Source organism: Synechococcus sp. H60.2 (assembly GCF_047462315.1).
GTDB lineage: Bacteria > Cyanobacteriota > Cyanobacteriia > Thermostichales > Thermostichaceae > Thermostichus.
Genome location: NZ_JANSIZ010000007.1, coordinates 26,709 through 49,203, shown reverse-complemented (window position 1 = coordinate 49,203; position 22,495 = coordinate 26,709). Strand labels below are relative to the sequence as shown.

At 59.6% G+C, this 22,495-nt stretch carries 28 protein-coding genes, 1 tRNA gene, 1 pseudogene and 1 riboswitch; of the genes and pseudogenes, 9 read left to right on the top strand and 21 right to left on the bottom strand.

Annotated elements, in window-relative coordinates; translation table 11 throughout:
* Positions 1–96 precede the first annotated feature (96 nt).
* The 18 genes and pseudogenes from rplO to rplC form a co-directional block, all read right to left on the bottom strand.
* Positions 97–570, bottom strand: coding sequence for a 50S ribosomal protein L15 (gene rplO / locus NW845_RS02140; RefSeq protein ID WP_414376601.1), 474 nt, complete (start codon positions 568–570; stop codon positions 97–99).
* A gap of 23 nt (positions 571–593) precedes the next feature.
* The gene (gene rpsE / locus NW845_RS02135; protein WP_414363791.1) at positions 594–1,130 is read right to left on the bottom strand and encodes a 30S ribosomal protein S5; all 537 of its coding nucleotides are present in this window, start codon (positions 1,128–1,130) and stop codon (positions 594–596) included.
* An 18-nt stretch (positions 1,131–1,148) separates the two neighbouring features.
* The gene (gene rplR / locus NW845_RS02130; RefSeq protein WP_414363792.1) at positions 1,149–1,517 is read right to left on the bottom strand and encodes a 50S ribosomal protein L18; all 369 of its coding nucleotides are present in this window, start codon (positions 1,515–1,517) and stop codon (positions 1,149–1,151) included.
* Between the two features lie 2 nt (positions 1,518–1,519).
* Entirely contained in the window at positions 1,520–2,065 is a 546-nt protein-coding gene (gene rplF / locus NW845_RS02125) for a 50S ribosomal protein L6 (RefSeq protein ID WP_414363793.1), read from the bottom strand.
* Positions 2,066–2,094: 29 nt separating this feature from the next.
* The gene (gene rpsH, locus NW845_RS02120; protein ID WP_414363795.1) at positions 2,095–2,505 is read right to left on the bottom strand and encodes a 30S ribosomal protein S8; all 411 of its coding nucleotides are present in this window, start codon (positions 2,503–2,505) and stop codon (positions 2,095–2,097) included.
* A gap of 60 nt (positions 2,506–2,565) precedes the next feature.
* Positions 2,566–3,108, bottom strand: a complete 543-nt coding sequence (gene rplE, locus NW845_RS02115; RefSeq protein WP_414363796.1) for a 50S ribosomal protein L5 — start codon at positions 3,106–3,108, stop codon at positions 2,566–2,568.
* Between the two features lie 61 nt (positions 3,109–3,169).
* Positions 3,170–3,568 carry a 50S ribosomal protein L24 gene (gene rplX / locus NW845_RS02110; RefSeq protein WP_011430036.1) on the bottom strand — a complete coding sequence of 133 codons (399 nt, stop codon included), beginning with the start codon at positions 3,566–3,568 and terminating at the stop codon, positions 3,170–3,172.
* Positions 3,568–3,936, bottom strand: a complete 369-nt coding sequence (gene rplN / locus NW845_RS02105) for a 50S ribosomal protein L14 (RefSeq protein WP_414363797.1) — start codon at positions 3,934–3,936, stop codon at positions 3,568–3,570. The genes rplX and rplN overlap by 1 nt, the downstream gene beginning before the upstream one ends.
* Positions 3,933–4,184, bottom strand: a complete 252-nt coding sequence (rpsQ, locus tag NW845_RS02100) for a 30S ribosomal protein S17 (protein ID WP_414363798.1) — start codon at positions 4,182–4,184, stop codon at positions 3,933–3,935. The genes rplN and rpsQ overlap by 4 nt, the downstream gene beginning before the upstream one ends.
* Entirely contained in the window at positions 4,184–4,420 is a 237-nt protein-coding gene (rpmC, locus tag NW845_RS02095) for a 50S ribosomal protein L29 (RefSeq protein ID WP_414363799.1), read from the bottom strand. The genes rpsQ and rpmC overlap by 1 nt, the downstream gene beginning before the upstream one ends.
* 17 nt (positions 4,421–4,437) lie before the next feature.
* A complete protein-coding gene (rplP, locus tag NW845_RS02090) occupies positions 4,438–4,914 on the bottom strand; it encodes a 50S ribosomal protein L16 (protein ID WP_414363800.1) in 477 nt (158 codons plus the stop codon).
* A 55-nt stretch (positions 4,915–4,969) separates the two neighbouring features.
* Positions 4,970–5,716 carry a 30S ribosomal protein S3 gene (gene rpsC / locus NW845_RS02085; protein WP_414363801.1) on the bottom strand — a complete coding sequence of 249 codons (747 nt, stop codon included), beginning with the start codon at positions 5,714–5,716 and terminating at the stop codon, positions 4,970–4,972.
* 41 nt (positions 5,717–5,757) lie between these two features.
* Positions 5,758–6,129: a 50S ribosomal protein L22 gene (gene rplV / locus NW845_RS02080; protein ID WP_011430042.1), complete on the bottom strand. Its 372-nt coding sequence runs from the start codon at positions 6,127–6,129 to the stop codon at positions 5,758–5,760.
* Positions 6,130–6,171: 42 nt separating this feature from the next.
* The gene (rpsS, locus tag NW845_RS02075; protein WP_011430043.1) at positions 6,172–6,453 is read right to left on the bottom strand and encodes a 30S ribosomal protein S19; all 282 of its coding nucleotides are present in this window, start codon (positions 6,451–6,453) and stop codon (positions 6,172–6,174) included.
* Positions 6,454–6,531: 78 nt separating this feature from the next.
* The gene (rplB, locus tag NW845_RS02070) at positions 6,532–7,416 is read right to left on the bottom strand and encodes a 50S ribosomal protein L2 (RefSeq protein WP_414363802.1); all 885 of its coding nucleotides are present in this window, start codon (positions 7,414–7,416) and stop codon (positions 6,532–6,534) included.
* A 41-nt stretch (positions 7,417–7,457) separates the two neighbouring features.
* Complete coding sequence (locus NW845_RS02065) at positions 7,458–7,757, bottom strand: 50S ribosomal protein L23 (RefSeq protein WP_414363803.1); 300 nt, start codon at positions 7,755–7,757, stop codon at positions 7,458–7,460.
* A gap of 334 nt (positions 7,758–8,091) precedes the next feature.
* Positions 8,092–8,721: pseudogene (gene rplD / locus NW845_RS02060) on the bottom strand (50S ribosomal protein L4); the annotation flags it as partial.
* A gap of 51 nt (positions 8,722–8,772) precedes the next feature.
* Positions 8,773–9,417, bottom strand: coding sequence for a 50S ribosomal protein L3 (gene rplC / locus NW845_RS02055; protein WP_414363804.1), 645 nt, complete (start codon positions 9,415–9,417; stop codon positions 8,773–8,775).
* Between the two features lie 409 nt (positions 9,418–9,826).
* On the opposite strand from rplC, the gene NW845_RS02050 reads away from it, so the two are divergent.
* Positions 9,827–11,851 carry a hypothetical protein gene (locus tag NW845_RS02050; RefSeq protein WP_414376597.1) on the top strand — a complete coding sequence of 675 codons (2,025 nt, stop codon included), beginning with the start codon at positions 9,827–9,829 and terminating at the stop codon, positions 11,849–11,851.
* Between the two features lie 574 nt (positions 11,852–12,425).
* Positions 12,426–12,968 carry a hypothetical protein gene (locus NW845_RS02045; protein ID WP_414370673.1) on the top strand — a complete coding sequence of 181 codons (543 nt, stop codon included), beginning with the start codon at positions 12,426–12,428 and terminating at the stop codon, positions 12,966–12,968.
* 190 nt (positions 12,969–13,158) lie between these two features.
* Here the strand turns inward: NW845_RS02045 and metK are convergent, their stop codons facing one another.
* Both metK and NW845_RS02035 read right to left on the bottom strand, forming a co-directional pair.
* Entirely contained in the window at positions 13,159–14,403 is a 1,245-nt protein-coding gene (gene metK / locus NW845_RS02040) for a methionine adenosyltransferase (protein ID WP_414376610.1), read from the bottom strand.
* A gap of 316 nt (positions 14,404–14,719) precedes the next feature.
* Positions 14,720–14,830, bottom strand: a riboswitch (SAM riboswitch).
* A gap of 68 nt (positions 14,831–14,898) precedes the next feature.
* Positions 14,899–15,267, bottom strand: a complete 369-nt coding sequence (locus tag NW845_RS02035) for a hypothetical protein (RefSeq protein ID WP_414363808.1) — start codon at positions 15,265–15,267, stop codon at positions 14,899–14,901.
* 85 nt (positions 15,268–15,352) lie between these two features.
* Between NW845_RS02035 and cobO the strand changes: the two genes are divergently transcribed.
* The 3 genes from cobO to NW845_RS02020 all read left to right on the top strand — a co-directional run bounded on the left by cobO (position 15,353) and on the right by NW845_RS02020 (position 18,581).
* Positions 15,353–16,093, top strand: coding sequence for a cob(I)yrinic acid a,c-diamide adenosyltransferase (gene cobO / locus NW845_RS02030; RefSeq protein WP_414376609.1), 741 nt, complete (start codon positions 15,353–15,355; stop codon positions 16,091–16,093).
* Between the two features lie 17 nt (positions 16,094–16,110).
* The gene (locus tag NW845_RS02025) at positions 16,111–17,484 is read left to right on the top strand and encodes a cobyrinate a,c-diamide synthase (protein WP_414376595.1); all 1,374 of its coding nucleotides are present in this window, start codon (positions 16,111–16,113) and stop codon (positions 17,482–17,484) included.
* Between the two features lie 752 nt (positions 17,485–18,236).
* Complete coding sequence (locus tag NW845_RS02020) at positions 18,237–18,581, top strand: DUF1815 family protein (protein WP_414363811.1); 345 nt, start codon at positions 18,237–18,239, stop codon at positions 18,579–18,581.
* Positions 18,582–18,719: 138 nt separating this feature from the next.
* On the opposite strand, the gene NW845_RS02015 is transcribed toward NW845_RS02020, so the two are convergent.
* Positions 18,720–18,792, bottom strand: a tRNA-Glu gene (locus tag NW845_RS02015).
* A gap of 331 nt (positions 18,793–19,123) precedes the next feature.
* On the opposite strand from NW845_RS02015, the gene clpP reads away from it, so the two are divergent.
* From clpP to NW845_RS01995, 4 genes are all read left to right on the top strand, one after another.
* Positions 19,124–19,726, top strand: coding sequence for an ATP-dependent Clp endopeptidase proteolytic subunit ClpP (gene clpP / locus NW845_RS02010; RefSeq protein ID WP_011430060.1), 603 nt, complete (start codon positions 19,124–19,126; stop codon positions 19,724–19,726).
* A 501-nt stretch (positions 19,727–20,227) separates the two neighbouring features.
* On the top strand, positions 20,228–21,652 hold the full coding sequence (locus NW845_RS02005) for a form I ribulose bisphosphate carboxylase large subunit (RefSeq protein WP_414363812.1): 1,425 nt from the start codon (positions 20,228–20,230) through the stop codon (positions 21,650–21,652).
* Between the two features lie 74 nt (positions 21,653–21,726).
* Positions 21,727–22,134, top strand: a complete 408-nt coding sequence (gene rcbX / locus NW845_RS02000) for a RuBisCO chaperone RbcX (RefSeq protein WP_414363813.1) — start codon at positions 21,727–21,729, stop codon at positions 22,132–22,134.
* A gap of 8 nt (positions 22,135–22,142) precedes the next feature.
* Positions 22,143–22,475: a ribulose bisphosphate carboxylase small subunit gene (locus tag NW845_RS01995; protein WP_414363814.1), complete on the top strand. Its 333-nt coding sequence runs from the start codon at positions 22,143–22,145 to the stop codon at positions 22,473–22,475.
* Positions 22,476–22,495: the final 20 nt, after the last annotated feature.

The following is a 22,495-nucleotide window of genomic DNA, read 5'->3' as shown; positions in this document are numbered from 1 at the left end:
CCTCGCGGAAGGGAAAGGCAAGGTGAGCTATTTACCACTCTACGCTGCCGGTGGGAAAGTCGGCAAAATAGAGAAGCTGCAAACTGCGGCCCAATTTTAGGATCCGGCGGAAGCGGCCCGGGATCCCCCAATCTCCACCCGACCCCCCGCTGCCTCGACTTTAGCTCGGGCTGAGGGGGTGATGGCAGCCGCTCTGATCGTCAGGGGCACGCCCACTTCCCCGTCTCCCAAAATCTTCAGCGGGCCATCGTTGGTGGTCACGATCCCCAACTCCATCAAGCTTTCCAAGCTGACCTCGCTGCCGGCGGGCAACTTGGCCAAAGCGCGCAGGTTGATCAAGGTGTACTGGGGGCGCCGCACGTAGCGGGGGAAGTGCTTAAGTTTGGGCAGCCGCCGATAGAGGGGGGTCTGCCCTCCCTCAAAACCAGGCCGGGGACCGCCCCCTTTGCGCGCCTTCTGTCCCCGCATTCCCTTGCCACAGGAGGCTCCCTGTCCAGCAGCGATGCCACGGCCTAGCCGCCGCCGCCGCCGCGTTGAGCCTGGTTGGGGGCGAATGTCTTTTAGTCGCATACTGACCTCCGGCTGACTTGCTGTTACTTACTCAACAGGCGGCGCACGTCGATCCCTCTATCTTCAGCTACCTGCTCAAAGGTGCGCATCCGCCGCAGCGCGTCAATGGTGGCGCGGGCGTTGTTGAGGGGGTTGCTGGATCCCAGTTGCTTAGCCAGGCTGTTGCGCACGCCCGCCAGCTCCAGAACAGTGCGCACCGCTCCCCCGGCGATGACCCCTGTGCCAGGAGCTGCCGGCATCACCAGGACAGTGGCTCCACCGCCTGATCCCCGCATGGGATGGGGCACAGACAACCCTTTGGTGAGGGGCACTTCGATTAGGTGCTTTTTGCCATCTACAACTCCTTTGCGCACAGCCCCGATGACGTCGTTGGCTTTGCCCACGCCAACTCCCACCTGGCCGCGCTCATTGCCCACCACCACCACGGCCCGGAAGCTCAGCTTTTTGCCGCCCTTAACGACTTTGGTGACGCGCCGGATCTGGATGACCCGCTCCTGCCACTCGCTAGTCTGCTCTTCGCGGCTCTTTTTGCTTCTGCGACGTTCTCTTTGCTCAGCCATATGCCATCTCCTCAGGGCCTAGAACTGTAAGCCTGCTTCGCGGGCGGCTTCCGCCAGGGCCTGAACGCGCCCGTGGTAGAGCTTGCCGCCGCGGTCGAAAACCACTTGAGAAATGCCTGCCTGTAAGGCCCGCTGGGCGACGGAGCGCCCCACCATGGCGGCAGCCTCTCGGGTGGCCGTGCCAATGTCCTTGAAGGCTTCCCGCAGCTCCCTGTCCAGAGTGGAGGCAGAGGCCAAAGTGTGCTGGGCTACATCGTCGATCACCTGGGCATAGATGTGCCGATGGGAGCGAAACACAGCCAAACGGGGCCGCTCGGGTGTCCCGAAGACCTTGCGGCGAATGCGGCGATGGCGACGTTGGGTGGCAGCTTTGCGAGTGATTTTCATAGCTACTTCTTGGCCTTCCCGGATTTACCTGCTTTGCGACGAACCTGTTCCCCTACATAGCGAATCCCTTTGCCCTTGTAGGGCTCTGGCGGGCGGACGGCCCGAATCCGCGCCGCCGTGTTGCCCACCAGCTCTTTGTCGATACCTGAGACGACGATGACGTTGTTGCCCTCAACCGCAATTTGGATCCCTGGCGGGAACGGGATCTCCACTGGGTGGCTGTAGCCAACGTTCAAGATTAACTTGTTGCCCTGGGTGGAAGCCCGGTAGCCCACACCCACCAATTCCAGCCTGCGCTCAAAGCCCTTAGATACACCGTCCACCATGTTGGCGACCAAGGTGCGGCAGAGGCCGTGCAGTTGGCGGGCCGGGCGAGACTCGTTGACCCGGCTGACCTTGAGCGTCTGGGCTTCTTGATGCACCGCAATCAAGGGGGGCAAACTGCGAGACAGTTGTCCCTTCGGGCCTTTTACCGAGATCTGCTGGCCCTCGATCTGAACCTCTACCTTGGCAGGAAGGGTGATGGGCCGCTTGCCGATACGAGACATGGGGCAACTCCTGACAAGAGAACAACTCATCAATAGACATAGCAGAGCACTTCGCCGCCGATGCCCTGTTTGCGAGCCTCCCGATCGGTCATGATGCCGTTGGAAGTAGAGATGATGGCAATCCCAATTCCGCCCAATACGCGGGGCAGCTCTTTGTGGCTGCGGTAAACCCGCAGGCCCGGTCGACTCACCCGCTTCAGGCCGTTGATGATGGGCCTGCAGTTGCGCCCTTTACCTTTATACTTCAACCGCAACACAAGCTGAGCGTGGATCCCTTCTCCCTCTTCCTTCCAGTCGCTCACGAAACCTTCCTCATGAAGAACGCGAGCGATGCTGCGGGTCATGCGTGTGGCCGGAACCGCCACCGATTCATGCCGAGCCATGGTGGCATTGCGAATGCGGGTGAGCATGTCGGCGATCGTGTCGTTGGTGTGGGCCATGGGTGGGTCGGTGCTCCTCGGAAGATCGATCAAGTCGAGACAATTCGAGATGGGCAAACCTTAAGAGGCAAAGGGCATGCCAAACTCTTTGAGCAGGGCACGGCCCTCTTCGTCGGTTTCGGCCGTGGTCACAATGGAGATGTCCATACCTCTAATCTGGTCTACAGAGTCGTAGTTGATTTCGGGGAAGATCAGTTGCTCGCGAATACCAAGGGTGTAGTTGCCCCGCCCATCAAAAGATTTGGGGCTGACGCCGCGGAAGTCGCGGATACGAGGGAGGGCAATGTTGATCAGCCGATCCAAAAACGCATACATACGCTCCCGCCGCAGGGTCACCATCAGGCCGACCGGCATGCCCTTGCGGATTTTGAAACTGGCAATCGCCTTTTTGGCGCGGGTAATCACCGGGCGCTGGCCCGTGATGGCGCTGATCTCAGCGATGGAAGATTCCAGGGCCTTGGCGTTTTGGGAAGCATCTCCCAGGCCGCGGTTGATCACGATCTTTTCCAGACGCGGCACCTGATGGATGTTGGTGTAGCCCAACTCTTTTTGCAGCTTAGGAGCGATGACGGTGTTGTAGAGGATTTGCAGACGTTGGGGCATGGTGGGTTCTCCTTGCGGCTCTGGGCTGGGTCAGAGCCAGGCCAGTCTTGAAAAGGGAGTCTTAGTCGAGGATCTCGCCGGTTTTCTTGAGGACACGGACTTTGCGGCCATCGGCAGTGATTTGATAGCCAATACGGCTGGCCACTTCCTGTTTCTTGGAATAAAGCATCACCTTGCAGGCGTGGATCGGGGCTTCTTTGGTCTCGATCCGACCACTTTCGCCTTCCCGTTGCGGCTTGCGGTGGTAGGTGACGATGTTTACCCCTTCCACCAAGACCATGTTGCGCTCGGGAAAAACCTGCAGCACCTCGCCGATTTTGCCTTTGTCATCGCCGGAGATTACCTGGACGGTATCTCCCTTTTTGATGCGCATTTTGTAGCGTAGGCTGTTGCGGTGCTTGCGAACGCCAGTCTGCCGAATCAGCCGTCGAATTTGGCTGGGCTTGAGGGGACGAACCATTACAGAACCTCCGGGGCAAGGGAGATGATCTTGGTGAAGTTTTTCTCCCGCAGCTCGCGGGCTACAGGGCCGAAAACGCGGGTTCCGCGAGGGTTGCCGTCGTTGTTAATGATGACGGCAGCGTTGTCGTCGAAGCGGATACACATGCCGTCGGGGCGGCGTACCGTATCGACGGTGCGGATGACTACAGCTTTGACGACGTCGGATTTTTTGACAGGCATATTGGGTAGGGCGTCTTTGACAACGCCGACGATCACATCCCCCAGGCTGGCGTAGCGACGGCCACTGCTGCCCAGGACGCGGATGCACATCAGCTTGCGGGCGCCAGTGTTGTCGGCTACCGTTAACATGGTTTGCTGCTGAATCATAGTTTCTTCACCTCCCGAATGATTTCGGTCACTCGCCAACGCTTGGTGCGGCTGAGGGGACGGGTTTCCGTAATGCGCACCAGATCCCCTTCTTGACAGCGGTTCTCTTCGTCGTGGGCCTTAAACTTTTTGGTTTTGACGACGATTTTGCCGTACTTGGGGTGGGCAACCCGGTTTTCCACGGCAACGACCACTGTCTTTTGCATCTTGTTGCTGACGACAACGCCGATCTTTTCGCGAGCAGGCATTACTCCTCCTTCTGGGTCTGAGTTGAGGACAAGGACTTGTTGCGCTTGCGCTCTGACTCAACGGTCAGCAGTTGGGCCAGCTTGTGTTTGCGCAGGCGAATGAGATGGGGCTGGTTCAACTGCCGCGTAGCCTGCTGCAAACGCAGCTCAAACAGCTCTTTCTTGACGGCGTAGATCTCCTGGCGCAATTCTTCGTCGGATAGGGCGCGAGCGTCGGCAATTTTAGGCATGGGCATGGCTCAACTCTCCTCCCTTAGATAGCGCTGGCTGCTACTTCTGTTGTTTCTGGAGCTGCTTTCTGAGCAGGTTCCGACTCCTCAAAGTTAGCCTTGGTAACAAACTTAACTTTGATCGGCAGCTTTTGGGCGGCAAGGCGCATCGCCTCTCGGGCCGTGGCTTCAGGAACTCCCCCCATTTCAAAGAGGACACGGCCCGGCTTGACGACGCAAACCCAGTATTCGGGGTTGCCTTTGCCGGATCCCATGCGGGTTTCAGCAGGCCGTTGGGTAACGGGCTTGTCGGGAAAGATGCGGATCCAGATCTGGCCTCCCCGCCGGACGTAGCGGGTCATGGCCCGACGGCTTGCCTCGATCTGCCGCGCGGTGATCCAGGCGGGTTCTAGAGCCACAAGGCCGTATTCCCCAAAGTTGATGCGGTTGCCGCGGGTCGCTTTGCCTTTCATGCGCCCGCGCTGTTGCTTGCGGTATTTGGTTCGTTTGGGGCTTAACATGGCCGTTCCTTAAATCAACTGTGATAGGGATCCCTGGACTCTCGGGTGCTGGCCCTCAGGCTTCCACTGCTGAGCGGTCTTCAAAGGTGGGCCGCCGCCGCTGTTGCCGACGCTTGGGCTGTTGCAGGGGAGCCTTTTGTTCGGGACGTTCCTGCCCGGGGAGAACTTCCCCTTTGAAAACCCAAACCTTGACACCAATGACACCAAAGGTGGTCTGGGCGATGTGGTCGGCATAGTCGATATCTGCCCGCAGGGTGTGCAAAGGGATCCGCCCTTCCCGTGTCCATTCGGTGCGGGCGATCTCGGCTCCGTTCAGCCGCCCGGCAATTTGAATTTTGATCCCTTGCACCCCCGCCCGCTGGGCCCGCTGGATGACCTGGCGCACGATGCGGCGAAAGGCAATCCGCCGCTCCAACTGCTGGGCGATGTTTTCTGCCAGCAAAACAGCCTCGGCATCGGCACGGGTGACCTCGACTACGTTGATGCGAATGGTTCGCTCGGGGCTACCGTGCGAGCTCAGCTCTTTCTGCAGGCCCTGGCGCAGGGCGTCGAGGCCGGATCCCCCCCGACCAACCACCACTCCAGGGCGAGCGGCTCGGATCTCGAGGTCGATCTGATCCGCTTTGCGTTCAATTTGAATGTCGGCCAGGCCGGCGCTGCTCAACTGCTTGGTCAGGTAGGCGCGGATGAGATCGTCCTCTCGCAGCAGGGCTGGGTAGCGAGCTGGATCGGCAAACCAGCGGCTGCGATGTTCCTTGATGACGCCGAGTCGGAAACCGGTGGGGTGAATCTTCTGTCCCATGGTGGTGTCGGTTGAGAGGTAAAGTCTGGGAATACAGGCGTTTAGGAGGCCGTCGCCGCTTCAGGTTCTATGGGCCGGACGGCAATGGTAATGTGGCAGGTGCGCTTGCGGATTGGGTAGGCCCGACCTTGGGCACGGGGGCGAAATCGCTTCAGCGTCGGCCCCTGGTCAGCGTAGGCCTTGCTGATAACCAGATCCCGAGGATCCAGGCCGTTGTTGTGTTCGGCATTGGCCACCGCTGAGCGCAGCACCTTGCGAACCGGCTCACAGGCAGCGTAGGGCATGAACTCCAACAGGATCAGGGCATCGGCATAGGTGCGCCCTCGGATCTGGTTCAGCACGCGCCGCACCTTATAGGGGGACATGCGGATGTAGCGAGCTACCGCTTTGATTTCGGGGGATGGATCGGCCATGGCGCTCTCCTCGCTTATTCCCTCTTCTGTTTGTGGCTGAACTTAACGGCGGGCGGCTTTTTTGTCACTGCCCGCGTGGCCGCGAAAAGTACGGGTAGGGACGAACTCCCCCAGCTTGTGGCCTACCATCTGATCGGTGATGTAGATGGGCACGTGCTGCTTGCCGTTGTGCACGGCGATGGTGTGGCCAATCATGACAGGCAGGATGGTGCTGGCCCGCGACCAGGTTTTGATCATGTGCTTCTCGTTGCGCTCGTTCATCTTCTCGATTTTGAGAAGCAGCTTGGCATCGACAAAAGGGCCTTTTTTGAGTGAACGTCCCATAGCAACCTCAACAGTCTGGCAAGCTGGTAAGGGTCGAAAGAAAAAGAAGATTCAGGGGCGCAGCAGATGGCCGGACTCTTATTGAGCGGCCCTCCCGCCCTTGTCCCGGCGGCCGCCACGACGGCGACCGCGCACGATGAACTTGTTGCTGGGTTTGTTGCGTTTGCGGGTTTTGTAGCCCAGGGTGGGCTTGCCCCAGGGGGTGACAGGGGTGCTGCGGCCGATGGGGGCTTTTCCTTCCCCACCGCCGTGGGGGTGATCTACAGGGTTCATCACCGAGCCGCGCACGTGGGGACGGCGACCTAGCCAGCGGCTGCGCCCCGCTTTGCCGAGGCTGAGGTTGCTGTGGTCAACATTTCCCACTTGGCCGATGGTGGCGTAGCACTCGCCTCGGATCATGCGGACTTCGCCAGAGGGCAGCTTAAGGGAGACATACTTGCCCTCTTTGGCCACCACTTGGGCGCCAGCCCCGGCGGCGCGAACGATTTGCCCACCGCGGCCGGGATACAGCTCCACGTTATGAACCACCGTCCCCAGCGGGATCCGCTCCAGGGGCATGGCGTTGCCAAGCTCAAAGGGGGCATCGGGCCCCGCCATAATGGTGGCCCCCACCTCGAGGTTGCGGGGAGCGAGGATGTATCGCTTCTCGCCATCTTCGTATTCCACCAAGCAGATGCGAGCGCTGCGGTTGGGATCGTACTCGATAGTCTTGACGGTGGCCGGGATCCCGTGCTTGTCGCGGCGGAAGTCGATGATGCGGTAGAGCCGCTTGTGGCCGCCGCCCCGGTGGCGGCAGGTGATGACGCCGCGGTTGTTGCGCCCTTTTTTGCGGTGGATGAATTGCAGCAGCGACTTCTCCGGCCTGGGCCGCTTGCCGTTCTCGTCCCGCGACAGCTCCTCGAAGTCGGAGACAGTCATGTGACGGGTGCTGGGGGTATAGGGTCGGAAGGTACGAATACCCATGGCTCAAGGGGGGTGAAGGACGGTCGGAAAGGGGGGGTTGGTTAGGTGTCGGGGAAGAGGGTGATGGAGTCACCTTCGGCCAGGGTTACCACAGCTCGCTTGGGACGGCTGCGATAGCCGACAGAACGGCCTACCCGCCGCTGCTTTCGGGGCAGCTTGAGGGTGTTGACGGAGGTGACCCGCACCCCAAACATCTCCTCAACGGCAGCTCGGATGAGCGGCTTGGTGGCAGTGGGCATCACCTCAAAGACGTATTTACGCTGTTCCATCAGGGCAGTTGCCTTTTCGGTGATGACGGGACGCAACAGGACATCAGCCAGGATCCGCTTGCTCTCAGTCATCGTCTTCCTCCTCTGCTGCGGCTGTTTCGGCCTCCTCTACGGCTGGCGGCTGGGCAATGGGCTTTGCTTCTTGGGCTAGTTCTGCTTGTCCTTGAACTTCTCGCTCTTGTTCTGGGGCCAGCTCTTCTTCCTGGGTTTCCTGAACTTGTGGATTTGCTAGAGCTACTTGATCAGATTGATCAGCTTGCGCCTGTGGATCCTCTGGCTGGGCTTGAGCTTCCGTTTGCTCTTCTTGCCCTTGGCTTTGACCTTCGACTTGCTGAGCTTCTTGCTTTGCGGCCTGAGCCTGATCTTCAAGGCGATCGGCTGGGGTTGGAGCTGCTGCTGCCGCGCCGGATCCCCAGCGGGCCTTGAGCTTCTCCAGGGCAGAGGTGGTGATCAGCACCCAATCGACGTTGAGCAGATCAAAGACGTTGAGCTGATCCAGGCCGATCAGCTTGACGCGGGCGATGTTGCGCACGGCCCGCTCGACAACTTCCGAGCGTTCGGCGACGATGAGCAGTGCCGACTGATCCTCCATCACCCCCCAGCGCAGCAGAGCTTGGGCCACGGCGCGAGTCTTGGGCGGGTTGAGCTGATCCTGGAAATCTTCCACCACGATCAGATCCTCCACCCGGCTTTGCAGGGCAGTGCGCAGAGCCAGTTGCCGCTCTTTGCGGTTCATGGCCAGGTTGTACTCCCGCTTGCGGGGGCCAAAGATCACCCCACCCTTGCGCCAAAGGGGGGAGCGAATGGAGCCGGCGCGGGCTCGGCCGGTGCCTTTTTGCCTCCAAGGCTTGCGACCGCCACCGCGCACCTCAGCCCGGGTCTTGGTGTGGGCGTTGCCTTGGCGGGCGTTGGTCATCTGCCGGCGAAGAGCCAGATAGAGAATGTGGGAGGCCGTTTCGGGACGGGCAACTTTGAGACTTAGCTCTGCGCTGCCCACCGTTTCCCCTTGCCAGTTTTTCACCACACAACTTGCCATGGTTTCCTCGTCTTTGCGGATGCTGGTCAGCCTTTGCCAGGGATCCCTTTCCTAGCGTTTGTTACCCACCTGCTTGGCAGGGGTAATCTCCAGCAGCCCCCCTTCCACGCCGGGCACACAGCCCTTGATGATCAGCAAGTTCCGCTCCGGATCCACCTGCACCAGCTGCAGTTTGCGAATGGTAACGCGGCAACCTCCCATCCGACCCGCCATGCGTAGCCCCGGAAACACGCGGCCAGGCGTTGTGCCGGCGCCGACGGAACCCGGTCGGCGATGGTTCTTGGAGCCGTGGGACATGGGGCCGCGACCAAAGTGGTGCCGCTTCTGGTAGCCGGCAAACCCCCGTCCGATGGAAGTGCCCGCCACATCCAGCAGCTGGCCCGGAGAGAAGATCTCGACGGTGATCTTTTGCCCCAACTGGTAGGCCTCTGGCTGTTCGACCCGGAACTCGCGCAGGTGGCGCAGCAGCTCCGTCACCCCCGCTTTGCTCAGGTGGCCCCGCTGGGCTCGCGTGAGGTGCTTTTCGGTGGTGGGCCAGTAGCCCAACTGCACGGCGTTGTAGCCATCTGTGGCTTGAGTCTTGATCTGGGTCACCGTGCAAGGCCCCGCCTGCACGACGGTAACCGGAATGGCCAACCCTTCCGGAGAGAAGATCTGGGTCATGCCGACTTTTCTTCCAAGGATGCCAAGCGCCACGAGAACCTCCCCTCGAGCCTCTACAACTTGCTTTTATCAGCTTGCAACGGCTCAATGAGCCGGATCCAGGCAGCAACGGCGCGGCAGCAGGAAGCTCAGGACTACCTGAGCCTGCCCGCTCAGGCGAAAAAGCAATGAAAAGGAATCTCTGGATCCCTGGAGGCCAAACAGCGCCAGCGGCGCTGTCCCCTCTGCTTAGTTCAGCCTCAAATCACACGCCAAACTGCTTTTAAAGACTGCTCAGACTTACCTGCAAAGAGGCAGTATCTGGTTTAGCAGTACGCTAGGTTGCCGAGAACCGTCGTCAGAGCGGGCGGACTTGATTGGCAACAGTAGTACATCATAGTGAGGTGAGGACCTGTTTGTCCAGATTTTGCCGAGAAAATGGCTCGGTTGGGGGGCAGCGACCGTGAAAGCCATTCTGGTGGGCGAAAAGAGCTATCGGCAGCAAGAGCCATCTCCTTTTAGGAGTGTGATGGGGTTAGCCGGCGGCGGGCTGACCCAGGCTTGTGTAGATCGCTACCTGGATTTGTTGCGGGCGGGATCCGAGCCGGGCCGGATCTTGTTTTTGGTGCGCAGCCAGCGGCAGGCAGAGGAGGTGTTGCGGCGCTTGCGGCAGCTCAGCTCGAGGTGGATGGGGCCGTGGCGGATCGAGACGTTTTTGCAGCGGGTGGGACGCTCTTTGGCAGATCACTGGCCGCAGGTGTGCGAGCGGGTTCCTCAGTTGCCGCGCTCGTTTGAGCCGATTCCCTTGGCCAAGGATCTGACCCAATTTCTCTGTGGGCGAGCCTGTGCTTTGTGTCCGCGGCATGGGGAGGTCTTTGCCAATCTTGGGCTGGAGGAGTTCCAGATTTGGGATCAGATCAGCAGCGCTGCCTATATTGCGGGGGCTTCGGGTTTGGCGGCGGAAGCGGTGGGATCCCGGCTGGCGGCGGCCTGGCCGGCGGAGGGGGATCCGAGGCGGGCAGAGGCCTTGCAGGCGATGGGCTGCTGTGTGGGTCGGCTGTGGGAGGTGGGGTTGCGGCTGGGATCCCTGGATTTTGGCCTGCAAATCCGGCTGTTTGGCGAGCACATCCTGCCGCTGGCGGAGTTTTGGCAGGAGTGGGATCACCTGATCGTGGATCAGGCGGAGGACAGTTGCGGGGTGGCGCTGGAGTTTTACCGGCAAGGGCAAGCCCATCTGCAAAGCCAGTTTTTCAGCTACACCATCGGCGGCGGAGTCTCTTTGACAGGGATCCCGGAGGCCGTGGCTCGCTTTCTAATGGAAAACACCCAGGTTCAGCTTCTGGAGGGGAGCTACCGCGGCTCAGCCGGCATGATCCGCCTGGGACTGCAGATTGCACGGGTGCTAGATCCGCAGTTTGACCCTCCCCTAACGGAGCCTCTGGCAGAGAGGCTGCCAAGGGTGCAGGTGCTGGAGGGCGAGACCCAATTCGCGGCGGTGGAGGCGATGGTGGCCCAGATCCGGCAGCTTTTGGCGGCAGGGATCCCAGCTTCTCGCATCGCCGTCCTGCTGCCTCGCATGGATGCGGCGGTGAGCTTGAGCTTGCAGGAGCAGTTGGCGGAGGTTCCCGTCTTGCCGATCGCTCCCTTCCCTGCCCTGATCCGCTACCCACTGGTGCGGGCTTTGCTGACGGCGGCGGAAGTGGCCCATCCCCAGTGGGGAGCTTTTCCCACCTTGCCGGCCTGGCGACTGCTCCTGGGCAGGGTGTTGGATTTGGATCCCATCCGGGCGGCTTTGCTGGCCGAAGATACCCTTGACCCGGTAGGGCGTTCCCTGCGGCCCAAGACCGCCGTGCGACAGCCGGAGCGGGTGGGGTTTGCCAACCTGGAGCGCTACCAGAAGCTGCTGGATTGGCTGCGCAGCTACCGCGGCGGGCCCTCCTTGGCCGCTTTCTTCCAGCGGTTTTTCGCCGATCACCTAGCCCAGGGGATGGCTCTGCCCCAAGACCAAGAGCTGCTGCAAGCGCTGATCGAAGCGGCGCAACGGTTTCGCCGGGCCTTTCCTGCCGAAGGGGATCCCGCCTTTTTGGCCATGATCCGCTCGGGACAAACCCCCAGCAACAGCCGCTTCGAGCCCGACTATTCCCGCTACCTCGTGGTGGCGACGCCGGTGGCTTATATCAACTGGGGTTTGCAGGCAGATTATCAGTTCTGGTTCGACATCACCAATCCGCTTTGGTTCCGTTCTCTCTGGCGTGTGCTTTACAACAGCCGTGTGCTGACGCCGGAATGGGATGGGGAGGTTTTCGATGCGGCCCAAGACCTGCAGGCGCGTCAACAAATTCTGGCTCGCACACTGTTGAACCTCTGCTGCCGTACACGGCAAGGGCTGTGGCTGGTGCGCTCCACTTTTAATTACCGCGGCGAAGAGAACACCGGTATGTTAGATTATCTCGTTCTGAAAGCCGTGAAGGCTATGGCAACAGCCTGAGAGAAGAAACCCTGTACTTAAACTCCACTCCGGGTGAGAAAGAGCCCCAAGTGGCGCAACAGGGGCTTTCCAAACCGCCGTGAAGCGAGGACTGTACCAAACCGGGAAGGGGTGGCTAGTCAACGCGGGTGCCAATTCGCAAGGACTCTACCCCGCTGACGCGAACAGCAAAGTAAGCAGAACCTCGGGGCTTTGCCTTAGGGAACTGTGCAGGGGTGTCTTGACAGCACTTTTGCAAGTCTGTTTGTGGACTGCGTAAGAATTCCCCAACTTTAGTCGGGGGAGTGGCAAGCCGCTGCCTGATTACCTGGATCCCGGTAGCCTTGAGGATCACGACTTTCTGGAAGCAGATAGCTCTACCCAACAGCGAGCGGGCCTCGAAGGCAATGTTTGAGCTAGAGCCTCCTGAATCTTCGCTCTATGGCAGCTTCATAGAAGCTTCACGGAGGCTGCGTTGAGGGCAGATAAAGCTATTTTTAGGCGAGAGCTATCTTGCGGAATCCGAAGCTTTATCTCCTCTTTATCTTGCCGGATTTGGGTTAGCCTTGGGTTGAGTTTCCTTAGGCCCTGCCTGATGGATCCCGCCACCTTTTTGGAGCGCTACGGGTTTGAGCTGGAGGGGCGGCCCGGCCAAGTGTGGGTGGAGGGCTGGGGCCAGCAGTTCCCGACCTCTTGGATCCCGGCGGCCCTGCTGGAAGCCCTCTACCAGGGGCGCTACAAGGCTGCCTCTGTAGAACAGATCCTCCGCCTCTGGCAGCGCCGCGGCGCTCCTCACCTCACCTTCCCCCTAGAAATCAGCCAATCCCTGTGGCGGGAACAACAGGAGCAGATCCGCTCCTTAGTCTCGACTACCGCCCGCTCTTTTGCTCGCCCTCCCTCACCGCTCCCAGCCCCGCTCAGGAGAGGATCTTCCTTCTCCGGAGAATCGGCCATTTCTCTCGACTTGTTGTTGAGTGAGCTGCAGGATCTCCCTCCCAAGCTGCGCCACCTGCTCGTCAAGCCACAGGCCCTCCAACCGGCTCGCACCGGTGAGGCGGAGCTCTTGGTAACTTTGGAGCTGCAGCAGACTGTCGCCGAGCCTTCCACTCCTACCCAGCCCTCCCAGGGAGAGCCCTGATCTGGACTTCCTTGCGCTTTTCTCGAAAGGTCTACCTTAAGTTGGGGGATTCTTACGCAGTCCACAGACAGACTCGCAAAGGCACTGCCAGGACTTCCCCAGAGGGTTCCGCTGTGTCGCCACCCTGCCAGAGCCAAAACCGAGGGCCCCCAAACCGTCTCTGTTGCTGCCTGGGGATCCCAACTCTTGCCTAGGCCAGGATGGCGGCCGCTCCCGCGAGAGCTTCCTCCCGCAGCAGGGCAGCTTTGTCAGTGCGCTCCCAGGGCAGATCCAGATGGGTTTGCCCGAAGTGCCCATAGACCGCCACGTTTTGATAGAAACGCCCTCCCCTTTGGCGGGGCAACTCTCGCAGTTGGAACTGCGCCAGGATGGCCGCCGGCCTCAGGTCGAAGTGGCGCTGCACCAGCCGCAGCAGAGCTTCATCGGGGATACGGCCGGTGCCAAAAGTTTCCACCAGAATGTTGATGGGACGAGCTACCCCAATCGCGTAGCTGACCTGCACCTCGCATTTTTGCGCCAGGCCAGCGGCCACAATGTTCTTGGCCACATAGCGGGCGGCATAGGCGGCGCTGCGATCCACCTTGGTGGGATCCTTGCCGGAGAAGGCCCCGCCCCCATGACGGGAATAGCCGCCGTAGGTATCGACGATAATCTTGCGGCCGGTCAGGCCAGCATCCCCCTGGGGGCCACCAATGACGAACTTGCCAGTGGGATTGGTGAGGAAGCGGGTGTTGCTGTCGGGTTTAATGGACAGCTCGGCAAACACTGGCTTCACCACCGCCTCCCAGAGATCGGCGCGGATCCGCTCCTGCACCGCCGCCTCGTCTGTAATGGCACCGATGGTCGGCGTGTGCTGGGTAGAGATCAGCAGAGTGTGAATGCCCACCGGGCGCCCCTCCTCATAGGCCACGGTTACCTGCGTTTTGCCATCCGGGCGCAGGTAGGGCAGGGTGCCGTTTTTGCGAACCGCGGCCAACTGGCGGCTGAGGCGGTGGGCCAAGCTGATGGGCAGTGGCATCAGCTCAGGGGTTTCATCGCAGGCGAAGCCAAACATCAAGCCCTGATCCCCGGCCCCGATCAAGTCGAATTCATCTTCCTGGGATGCGCGACTTTCCAGAGCCAAGTTCACTCCCTGGGCAATGTCGGGAGATTGCTCATCGAAAGCCACCAACACCGCGCAGCTTTCTGCGGAGAAGCCGTTCCTTGCGTCGGTATAGCCAATTTCGGCCACCTTGTCCCGCACCAGCCGGGTGAAGTTGACATGCGCCTGCGAGGTGATCTCCCCCGTCAGGATCACCATGCCCGTATTCACCACCACCTCTGCCGCCACTCGACTTAAGGGATCCGCCGTCAAGAGGGCATCCACGATGGCGTCAGAGATCTGGTCGCAAATTTTGTCGGGGTGCCCTTCTGTCACCGACTCCGAGGAAAACAAAAACGACTTGGACAACGAACCTCTCCTTAAGACGAAACAGATACAACCAAGAACTGCCCAAAAAGCAGAGCCTGCTGCTGCCGTTCATCATCCGCTGGCCTGAGCAGGGATCCCTCCTGGCTCAGCCGAGCCAGAGAGCAGACCTAGGCCGCGGCCGACGCAGGAGTAAGAGCACCCTATCGCACCGAGGACTTCGCCGCCGAAGCAATAGAGCCTTGCTCTGCTGCTGCAACCAGAGCTATTGGGAAGCGCTAAGAGGCGAAGTTGCCAGAAAACTCCCCTGCCAAGAGGACTGTCCTCTGGAGAAAGCTTTATTCCTTTATCTTTCGGTTACTGACTAACCGCAGGAGTTAGCACCGTAGCGGAGACTTCCGCCGGTTGCCGCAGCTTCGTTGGGCCTGATCCCTCAGTCTGCTCTGGATAAAGAACGGAACTTGTCCTTATCGTACCCCTAACCTCTCCGCATTTGTCAAAAAAATGCACTCCGGGCAGGTCTCAGCCAAATAGCTCCTGCCACCAGTCGGTGGCCTGGGCAGCCCTGAGAAAAAAGACGCCCGCCAAGCCCAGAGGGAAGAGAACTCCCAGAAAGCCAACCGCCCCCAGTGCCCAAGCCAAGCGATGCAGATGCCTTTTGCTGGCAGCGCCCGCGGTTGTTTCCGCCAAGACGGCCAACATCGATCCCAGGGCCGCCAACAGGGATCCCCCCAGCCCGGCCAGATAGGCGGGCCCCAGCCAGGGCTGTAACTGGGCGGCAGAGGCAATTTGCAAACGGGGCAGGACTTGAAAACACCCTACCGCCAGCACGGCCCAGATGAAGGAGTACATCAGCAGGCTATCTCGAAAAGCGGTAGCCGGTTCTTTCATGATCCCAGCCCAATCCAGCCAGAGGTAGGATAAAAGCAGTTTGCTGGGGAAGAGCTTGCTCGGCCCACCCGAATTTCCTCTGATTATGGCCCAACCCGCCATGTCCGACCTCTCTGCACCGGCTTGGGGATCCCACTCGACAACAGAGCCTGAGGCTGTTGGCGTTGGCAATTGCGGGACGGAGTCTCTAGCGGGCACAGAGACTGACCTCAACCAGTGGCACCGCCGCAGAATGCAGCGCCGCCAGCAAATCCAGCGGCAGCGCCTATCGGGCATGCGCGATGACAAGGGCTTGATCATCGTGCATACAGGGCAGGGCAAAGGCAAGAGCACGGCTGCTTTCGGCATGATCTTCCGTGCCCTCGGCCAAGGCTTGTCGGTGGGGGTAGTGCAATTCATCAAGGGGGCCTGGGATCCGGGGGAAGCCAAATTGTTGCGCCAGTTGGCCGCCCATCCGGAGCTGGGCCTGGGGAAAATCGCCTTTTACGCCATGGGGGAAGGTTTTACCTGGGAAACCCAGGATCGCGAGCGGGATATCGCCCATGCGCAGGCGGCCTGGGCAAAGGGGCGGGAGCTGCTCAGCAGCGGCGAGTACCACCTGGTACTTTTGGATGAGATCAACGTCGCCCTCAAGCTGGGGTACCTCTCCCTGGAGCAGGTATTGGCCGGCCTGGCCGAAAAACCGGAGCGGGTGCATGTGATCCTGACCGGGCGGGGCGCGCCGGCTGGCCTGATCGACCGGGCCGACTTGGTAACCGAGATGACCTTGGTCAAGCATCCTTTCCGCGACCAGGGGATCAAAGCGCAAATCGGCATTGAGTTCTAGTCCTTGGGTAGGGCAAGATGGCCATTCTGGTGGCGGCAGCCACAAGCGGCAGCGGCAAGACCACTGTCACGCTGGCTCTGTTGGCCGCTCTCAGGCGGCGGGGCCTGCGCATTCAGCCCTTCAAGGTGGGGCCGGATTACATTGATCCCCTGTTCCACACAGCGGTGAGCGGGATCCCCTGTCGCAACTTGGATCCCTTTTTAACCGATGAGAACTTTGTGCAGCGCTGCTTTCGCCACCACTGCCAAGGCAAAGATGGAGCAATTGTAGAGGGAGTGATGGGCCTCTTCGATGGACGAGCGCCCGCATCCCTGCCCGGCGAGACAGAACCCTTTTTGGCCAGCAGCGCCCACGTGGCCCGCCTGCTGGGGATCCCTGTGGTGTTGGTTATCGACGGCAGCGGCCTGGGAATGACGGTGGCCGCTCTGCTCTACGGCTTGAGCCGCTTTGATCCCCGCCTCACCATTGCCGGGGTGATTTTCAACTGTGTGGCCTCAGAGCGGCACGGCCAGATTTTACAGCAAGCGGCGGCAGCGGTAGGGATCCCGGTCTTGGGCCAGTTTCCCCGCCGTGAGGATCTGCGCCTGCCCAGCCGCCACCTGGGGTTGGTGCCCGTCTCAGAACTGGATCACTTCCCCCGCTGGCAGGAGACCTGGGCCGACCTGGCCGAGCAGCATCTGAATTGGGATGAGCTACTGCCCTTGATTCGCTCCTTGCCGCCGGCAGTGGGGGAGCTGTGGCCAGAGATTTCCCCACAACCGCGTCGGGTTCGGGTAGGGGTGGCCCGCGATGCCGCCTTTAACTTCTACTACGCCGACAACCTAGATCTCCTGCGGGCCTGTGGCGCCGAGCTGCTGGAGTACTCTCCCCTGCAGGTGGGGCTGTGGCCCCCGGATCCCTGCGATGGACTGCTGCTGGGGGGCGGGTTCCCAGAACTGTTTGCCGCGACCCTCTCCGAAAAAATAAGCCACCGCCCACCGCCGCCCGCCCATCCACCCCTCTATGCCGAATGCGGCGGGCTGATGGTGCTGGGACGATCCCTCACCGATTTCAAGGGAAAGACCTACCCCATGGCCGGGCTGCTGCCTATCCAGGTGGACATGGGCGACCGGCTGTGTCTGGGCTACCGCGAGGCCACTGTCCTGCGCCCAACCCTGCTGGCCAAGGCCGGGGATCGCCTACGAGGGCACGAATTTCACCGCTCCCGCAGCACCCCTCTCTCCCCCAACCCAATCTACATCTGGGGATCCCCGCCTCACCAGGAAGGATGGATCAGCCAGCGCCTGCACGCTTCCTACCTGCATCTCCACTGGGGATCTCGTCCCGATCTGGCAGTGCGGCTACTCCAGAATTTCTTAAGGATTGCTCAAGGCGCTCCTGATCCCGCCTAAAATGAAGCAGCGATGTAGCCCAAGTCTCCTGTTGTCGCGTCCGCCTCAGCCGCTTTTGGGGCCTCGCCTCAACAGGGTGCTGGTCATTGTCCAAAAAAAACCTGCCAGCCTGCTCTGGGAGCGGAGATCGGCAAGTTGGATGCAAATTCAAAGCAGGGGAGTGATAAAGATCGCCATTCAGGGGCCAAAATCCGCTCCGATAGCAGGTTTCACCGATCCCCAGTTGCTCTTTGAGACTCTTTAAGCAATCAGTCTCCCTCCTTCCAAATCCGCAGGCCACAACATCGAGTGTTTCTCTCTAGTTATCCGTGATATTCCTGAGGCTTTTCTCAGCATCATTCCTCGGGAACTTACCCTAGTTCCATCCGTCTGTAAGGCCTAGCCCCGCCACAATTGCCCCGGCCAGGCAAAATCTTCACCGATAAAGCCCTTCAGGATCAGGGCCCAAGCCCCACTGCAGGAAAACTGACCGGTTCTTGGCAGAGAGCCGAGACCAGCAGGCAAGAGTTTTGAATTAGGGTAAACTTTAATGTCTCTTCCGAGAAGAGTGTTAAATACTACATCCTACTGCCTTAGACTTTACATAGCGTGCTATTTGGTCTTCAGTAGCCTTGGTTGATCTCTGGAGAGAGGCTAAATGGATCCCTTTCTTGAGGATTTGTCGATTGTTATGCTAGATCTGACTCTAAGTGACTAGGCATAAATTACTAGAATGCGCCCCCAATGGGCCAACTCACTATAGGAGGAGTGTGATGTTCGCACGGTTGGCGGAGCAATACCGCAGCTACGTTCAAGACCTGGTGATGAGTTTGCAGGCTCTGGCCATCGTTTTGGAGAAGCGGGGCTACCCGGCTTCTTGCTACACCTGCGGCACCTCATTTGAGAGCGCCTCCTTCATGGTCAGCTTACGGGAGGGGCACTTGATTCGCTTTTTGGTTTCCGAATGCTCTATCAGTTGGACGGAGATGCGGGATGACCGGGAGCTCATGAAGCTAGAAGGGGCAGAAGCCATTCGCCAACTCCAGGATCTGGCAGAGCTGATCAAAGACGATCTGGCTGCTGCTGCGCCGGCAGAAGCTCTGGCCACCAGCAGTTGATTCCCATGCAACTGGGCAACAAAGACAGCCTACGATCCCCTGAACTTCACTTCGGCTAGGCCAAGCTCTGGGCGCCTCCCCAGACTCTTGCCAGCGCCCAAGAGACCCTCTACTTCCAGTACTCACTACAGTCCTTTATACCCCCAAGGGGATTCGAACCCCTGTCGCATCCGTGAAAGGGATGTGTCCTAGGCCTCTAGACGATGGGGGCATCCCAGAAACGACGCGATCTTGATTGTAAAGAGGGAGGTTTAATTTTGTCAACTTAAATCTTTCTCATGTCCTCTCCTAGTCGGCGTCTCCCGAGTCCCGTTCTGCCAAGTTCAGGATCAAAATCCCCAGCAGAGCCAGGCCCAGCAAGCTGGCAATCACGAGGGGTTCACCTGGGATCACATCCATGCTATGCCTCAATCTGTCAACGCTACAGGCTGCCGGCTCCGAGCAACACAGTACGGCCCGGAGGCGGCAAACCGTCCTAGGCGGAGCAGACGTCCGGTGGCTTACACTACACTAAAAAGTAATAACCCATCGCTTGGACTGGCATGATTCCCACCGTTATCGAGCAATCTGCACGCGGCGAGCGCGCCTTTGATATCTACTCGCGTCTATTGCGGGATCGGATCATCTTCCTGGGCACCCAGGTAGATGACGACATTGCCAACCTGATCGTGGCCCAGATGCTCTACTTGGAATCCGAAGACCCCGAGAAAGATATTTACCTCTACATCAACTCTCCTGGCGGCTCCGTCTACGCCGGTATGGCCATCTACGACACCATGCAGCACATTCAGCCAGATGTCTCCACCATCTGCATTGGGTTGGCCGCCAGCATGGGAGCCTTTTTGCTGGCAGGGGGTGCCAAAGGCAAACGCATTGCCCTTCCCCACGCCCGCATCATGATTCACCAGCCCCTCGGTGGAGCTCAGGGGCCAGCCACCGACATTGAGATTCAGGCCAAAGAGATCCTCTTCATCAAAAACAGTCTCAACAGCCTGCTCGCCTACCACACTGGTCAGCCCCTGGAGCGCATCGAACGCGATACCGACCGCGACAACTTTATGACTCCAGAGCAGGCCAAAGAATACGGCCTCATCGACCAGGTGATTACCAGGAGACCCCAACCATCCTTGGCCGCCGTTTCTTAACCCCTCTGGCCGCTGCAGACAAACCCACCTAGCTCCCTTCTCAAGGGAGCTTTTGCCTTTTTCAGGGATCCCACCCTAAGGATATTAAGAAAGCCAAAGAAATCTATATTTTCGGCCCCAAGCCAGAAGCCTCACTTTAACCAAACTAATCGAACTCATAAAGAAAGTAATGATCAGCCCATCATTGCGGATGATAACTTAGGATTAAACCAGTGTGGATCTACATCTGCCGAGATTCTAGCTTAGACACTGTCTAGAGGTCTTCCCACTGGGTTTACAAAATCCAGTGCGTCGAAGCTAGCAATTGGAGGCGCTTGAGAAGGAGGGTTCAGGACTTTCATCTGTGTAGATGAAGTGTGTCTTGAAGCCCAAGTATGACCTCACAGGTGTGGGGCAGGCTCATTCCCAAAAACCCGGTGGTCTGGGGTTTTGCCCCTGGGTTTTTGCATCTTGGCTACATTTGTGAATGGCATTTTTGTCATGCGTTAAAGGGAGATCAACGTGGCCTACTCAGCAACCCAAACCAAAAAGGGCTATCAAGCCGGCGTCAAGGATTATCGACTCACGTATTACACGCCCGATTACACGCCCAAGGATACTGATATCCTGGCCTGTTTCCGGGTTACTCCTCAGCCGGGCGTTCCCCCCGAAGAGGCCGGGGCGGCGGTGGCGGCTGAGTCCTCGACCGGCACCTGGACAACGGTATGGACAGATTTGCTCACCGACTTGGATCGGTATAAGGGCCGCTGCTACGACATCGAGCCGGTTCCGGGCGAAGAGAATCAATACTTCTGCTTCGTCGCCTATCCGCTGGATCTGTTCGAGGAAGGCTCGGTCACCAACATGCTCACCTCGATCGTGGGCAACGTCTTCGGCTTCAAGGCCTTGAAAGCGTTGCGGCTAGAGGATGTGCGGATCCCGGTGGCGTACCTGAAGACCTTCCAGGGCCCTCCCCACGGCATTCAGGTGGAGCGGGACAAATTGAATAAGTACGGCCGCCCGCTGCTGGGCTGCACCATCAAGCCCAAGCTGGGCCTTTCCGCCAAAAACTACGGACGGGCTGTGTACGAGGCGCTGCGGGGTGGTCTGGACTTCACCAAAGACGACGAAAACATCAACTCCCAGCCCTTCCAGCGCTGGCGGGATCGCTACCTCTTTGTGATGGAGGCTGTCCACAAGGCGCAGGCAGAGACTGGCGAGATCAAGGGGCACTACCTGAACGTGACGGCGCCCACTTGTGAGGAGATGTTCAAACGGGCGGAGTTTGCCAAGGAGATTGGCGCCCCTATCATCATGCACGACTACCTGACTGCCGGATTTACCGCCAACACCAGCTTGGCTAAGTGGTGCCGCGACAACGGCATCCTGCTGCACATTCACCGCGCCATGCACGCCGTGATTGACCGGCAGAAAAACCATGGCATCCACTTCCGGGTGCTGGCCAAGTGCTTGCGCATGTCCGGTGGCGACCACCTGCATGCCGGTACGGTGGTGGGCAAATTGGAGGGCGACCGCGCCATCACCATGGGCTTTGTGGATCTCATGCGGGAAAACTACGTGGAGGCCGACCGCTCTCGTGGCATTTTCTTCACCCAAGATTGGGCCTCTATGCCCGGGGTGATGCCGGTGGCCTCAGGTGGCATTCACGTCTGGCACATGCCAGCGCTGGTGGAGATCTTCGGCGACGACGCGGTGCTACAGTTTGGGGGCGGAACCCTGGGACACCCCTGGGGGAACGCTCCAGGCGCGACGGCCAACCGGGTGGCCTTGGAAGCCTGCATCCAGGCCCGCAATGAAGGTCGGGATCTGGCCCGCGAGGGCAACGACATCATCCGCGAAGCAGCCAAGTGGTCGCCAGAGCTGGCGGCTGCCTGCGAGCTGTGGAAGGAGATCAAGTTCGAATTCAAGCCCGTCGATACGCTTTAAAGAAAGATCTGCCGGGGGCAAGGGATCCCCACCGTTCTCTTGCCCCGCTGCTTCGGCTTGCCCCTGGACTGGTCATGGATCTGAAACAGATCGCCAAAGATACGGCCAAAACCTTGATCAGCTACCTGACCTATCAGGCGATGCGCACGGTGCTGGCCCAACTGAGCGAGACGGATCCTCCTAGGGCTCTTTGGCTGCAGCAGTTCTCGGCCCGGCAAAACCTTCAGGAGGGGGAAACCTACCTGCGGGCTTTGCTGGCAGAGCGGCCTGACCTGGCCTATCGCATCATGACCGTTCGCGAGCACATTGCGGCGGAGGTGGTGGACTACCTGCCGGAAATGGCCAAGACCGGCATTCAACAGGCCAACATGGAACACCGCCGTAGCCACCTGGAACGGCTGACCTCCGCGCCGGGATCCCTGCCGGTCACGCACCCGGAAGCAGGATCCCCTCTACAGAACCCTACACCTGAAACGGAGTAACTTTAGTCATGCAAACCTTACCGAAAGAGCGCCACTACGAAACCCTTTCTTACCTGCCGCCGCTAACGGATCTGCAAATTATCAAGCAGGTGCAGTACATCTTGGATCAGGGCTACATCCCTGCCATTGAATTCAACGAATCCTCTGAACCGACGGTTCGCTACTGGACTCTGTGGAAGCTGCCCCTCTTCAGCGCCACTTCTCCCCAGGAGGTGCTGACCGAGGTACAGGCCTGCCGCAGCGCCTACCCCAATTGCTTCATCCGTGTGGTGGGTTTCGACAACATCAAGCAGTGCCAGGTACTCAGCTTCTTGGTTTACAAGCCCAGCGGCCTACGCTAAGAGAGGTTCGGGGCAATTGG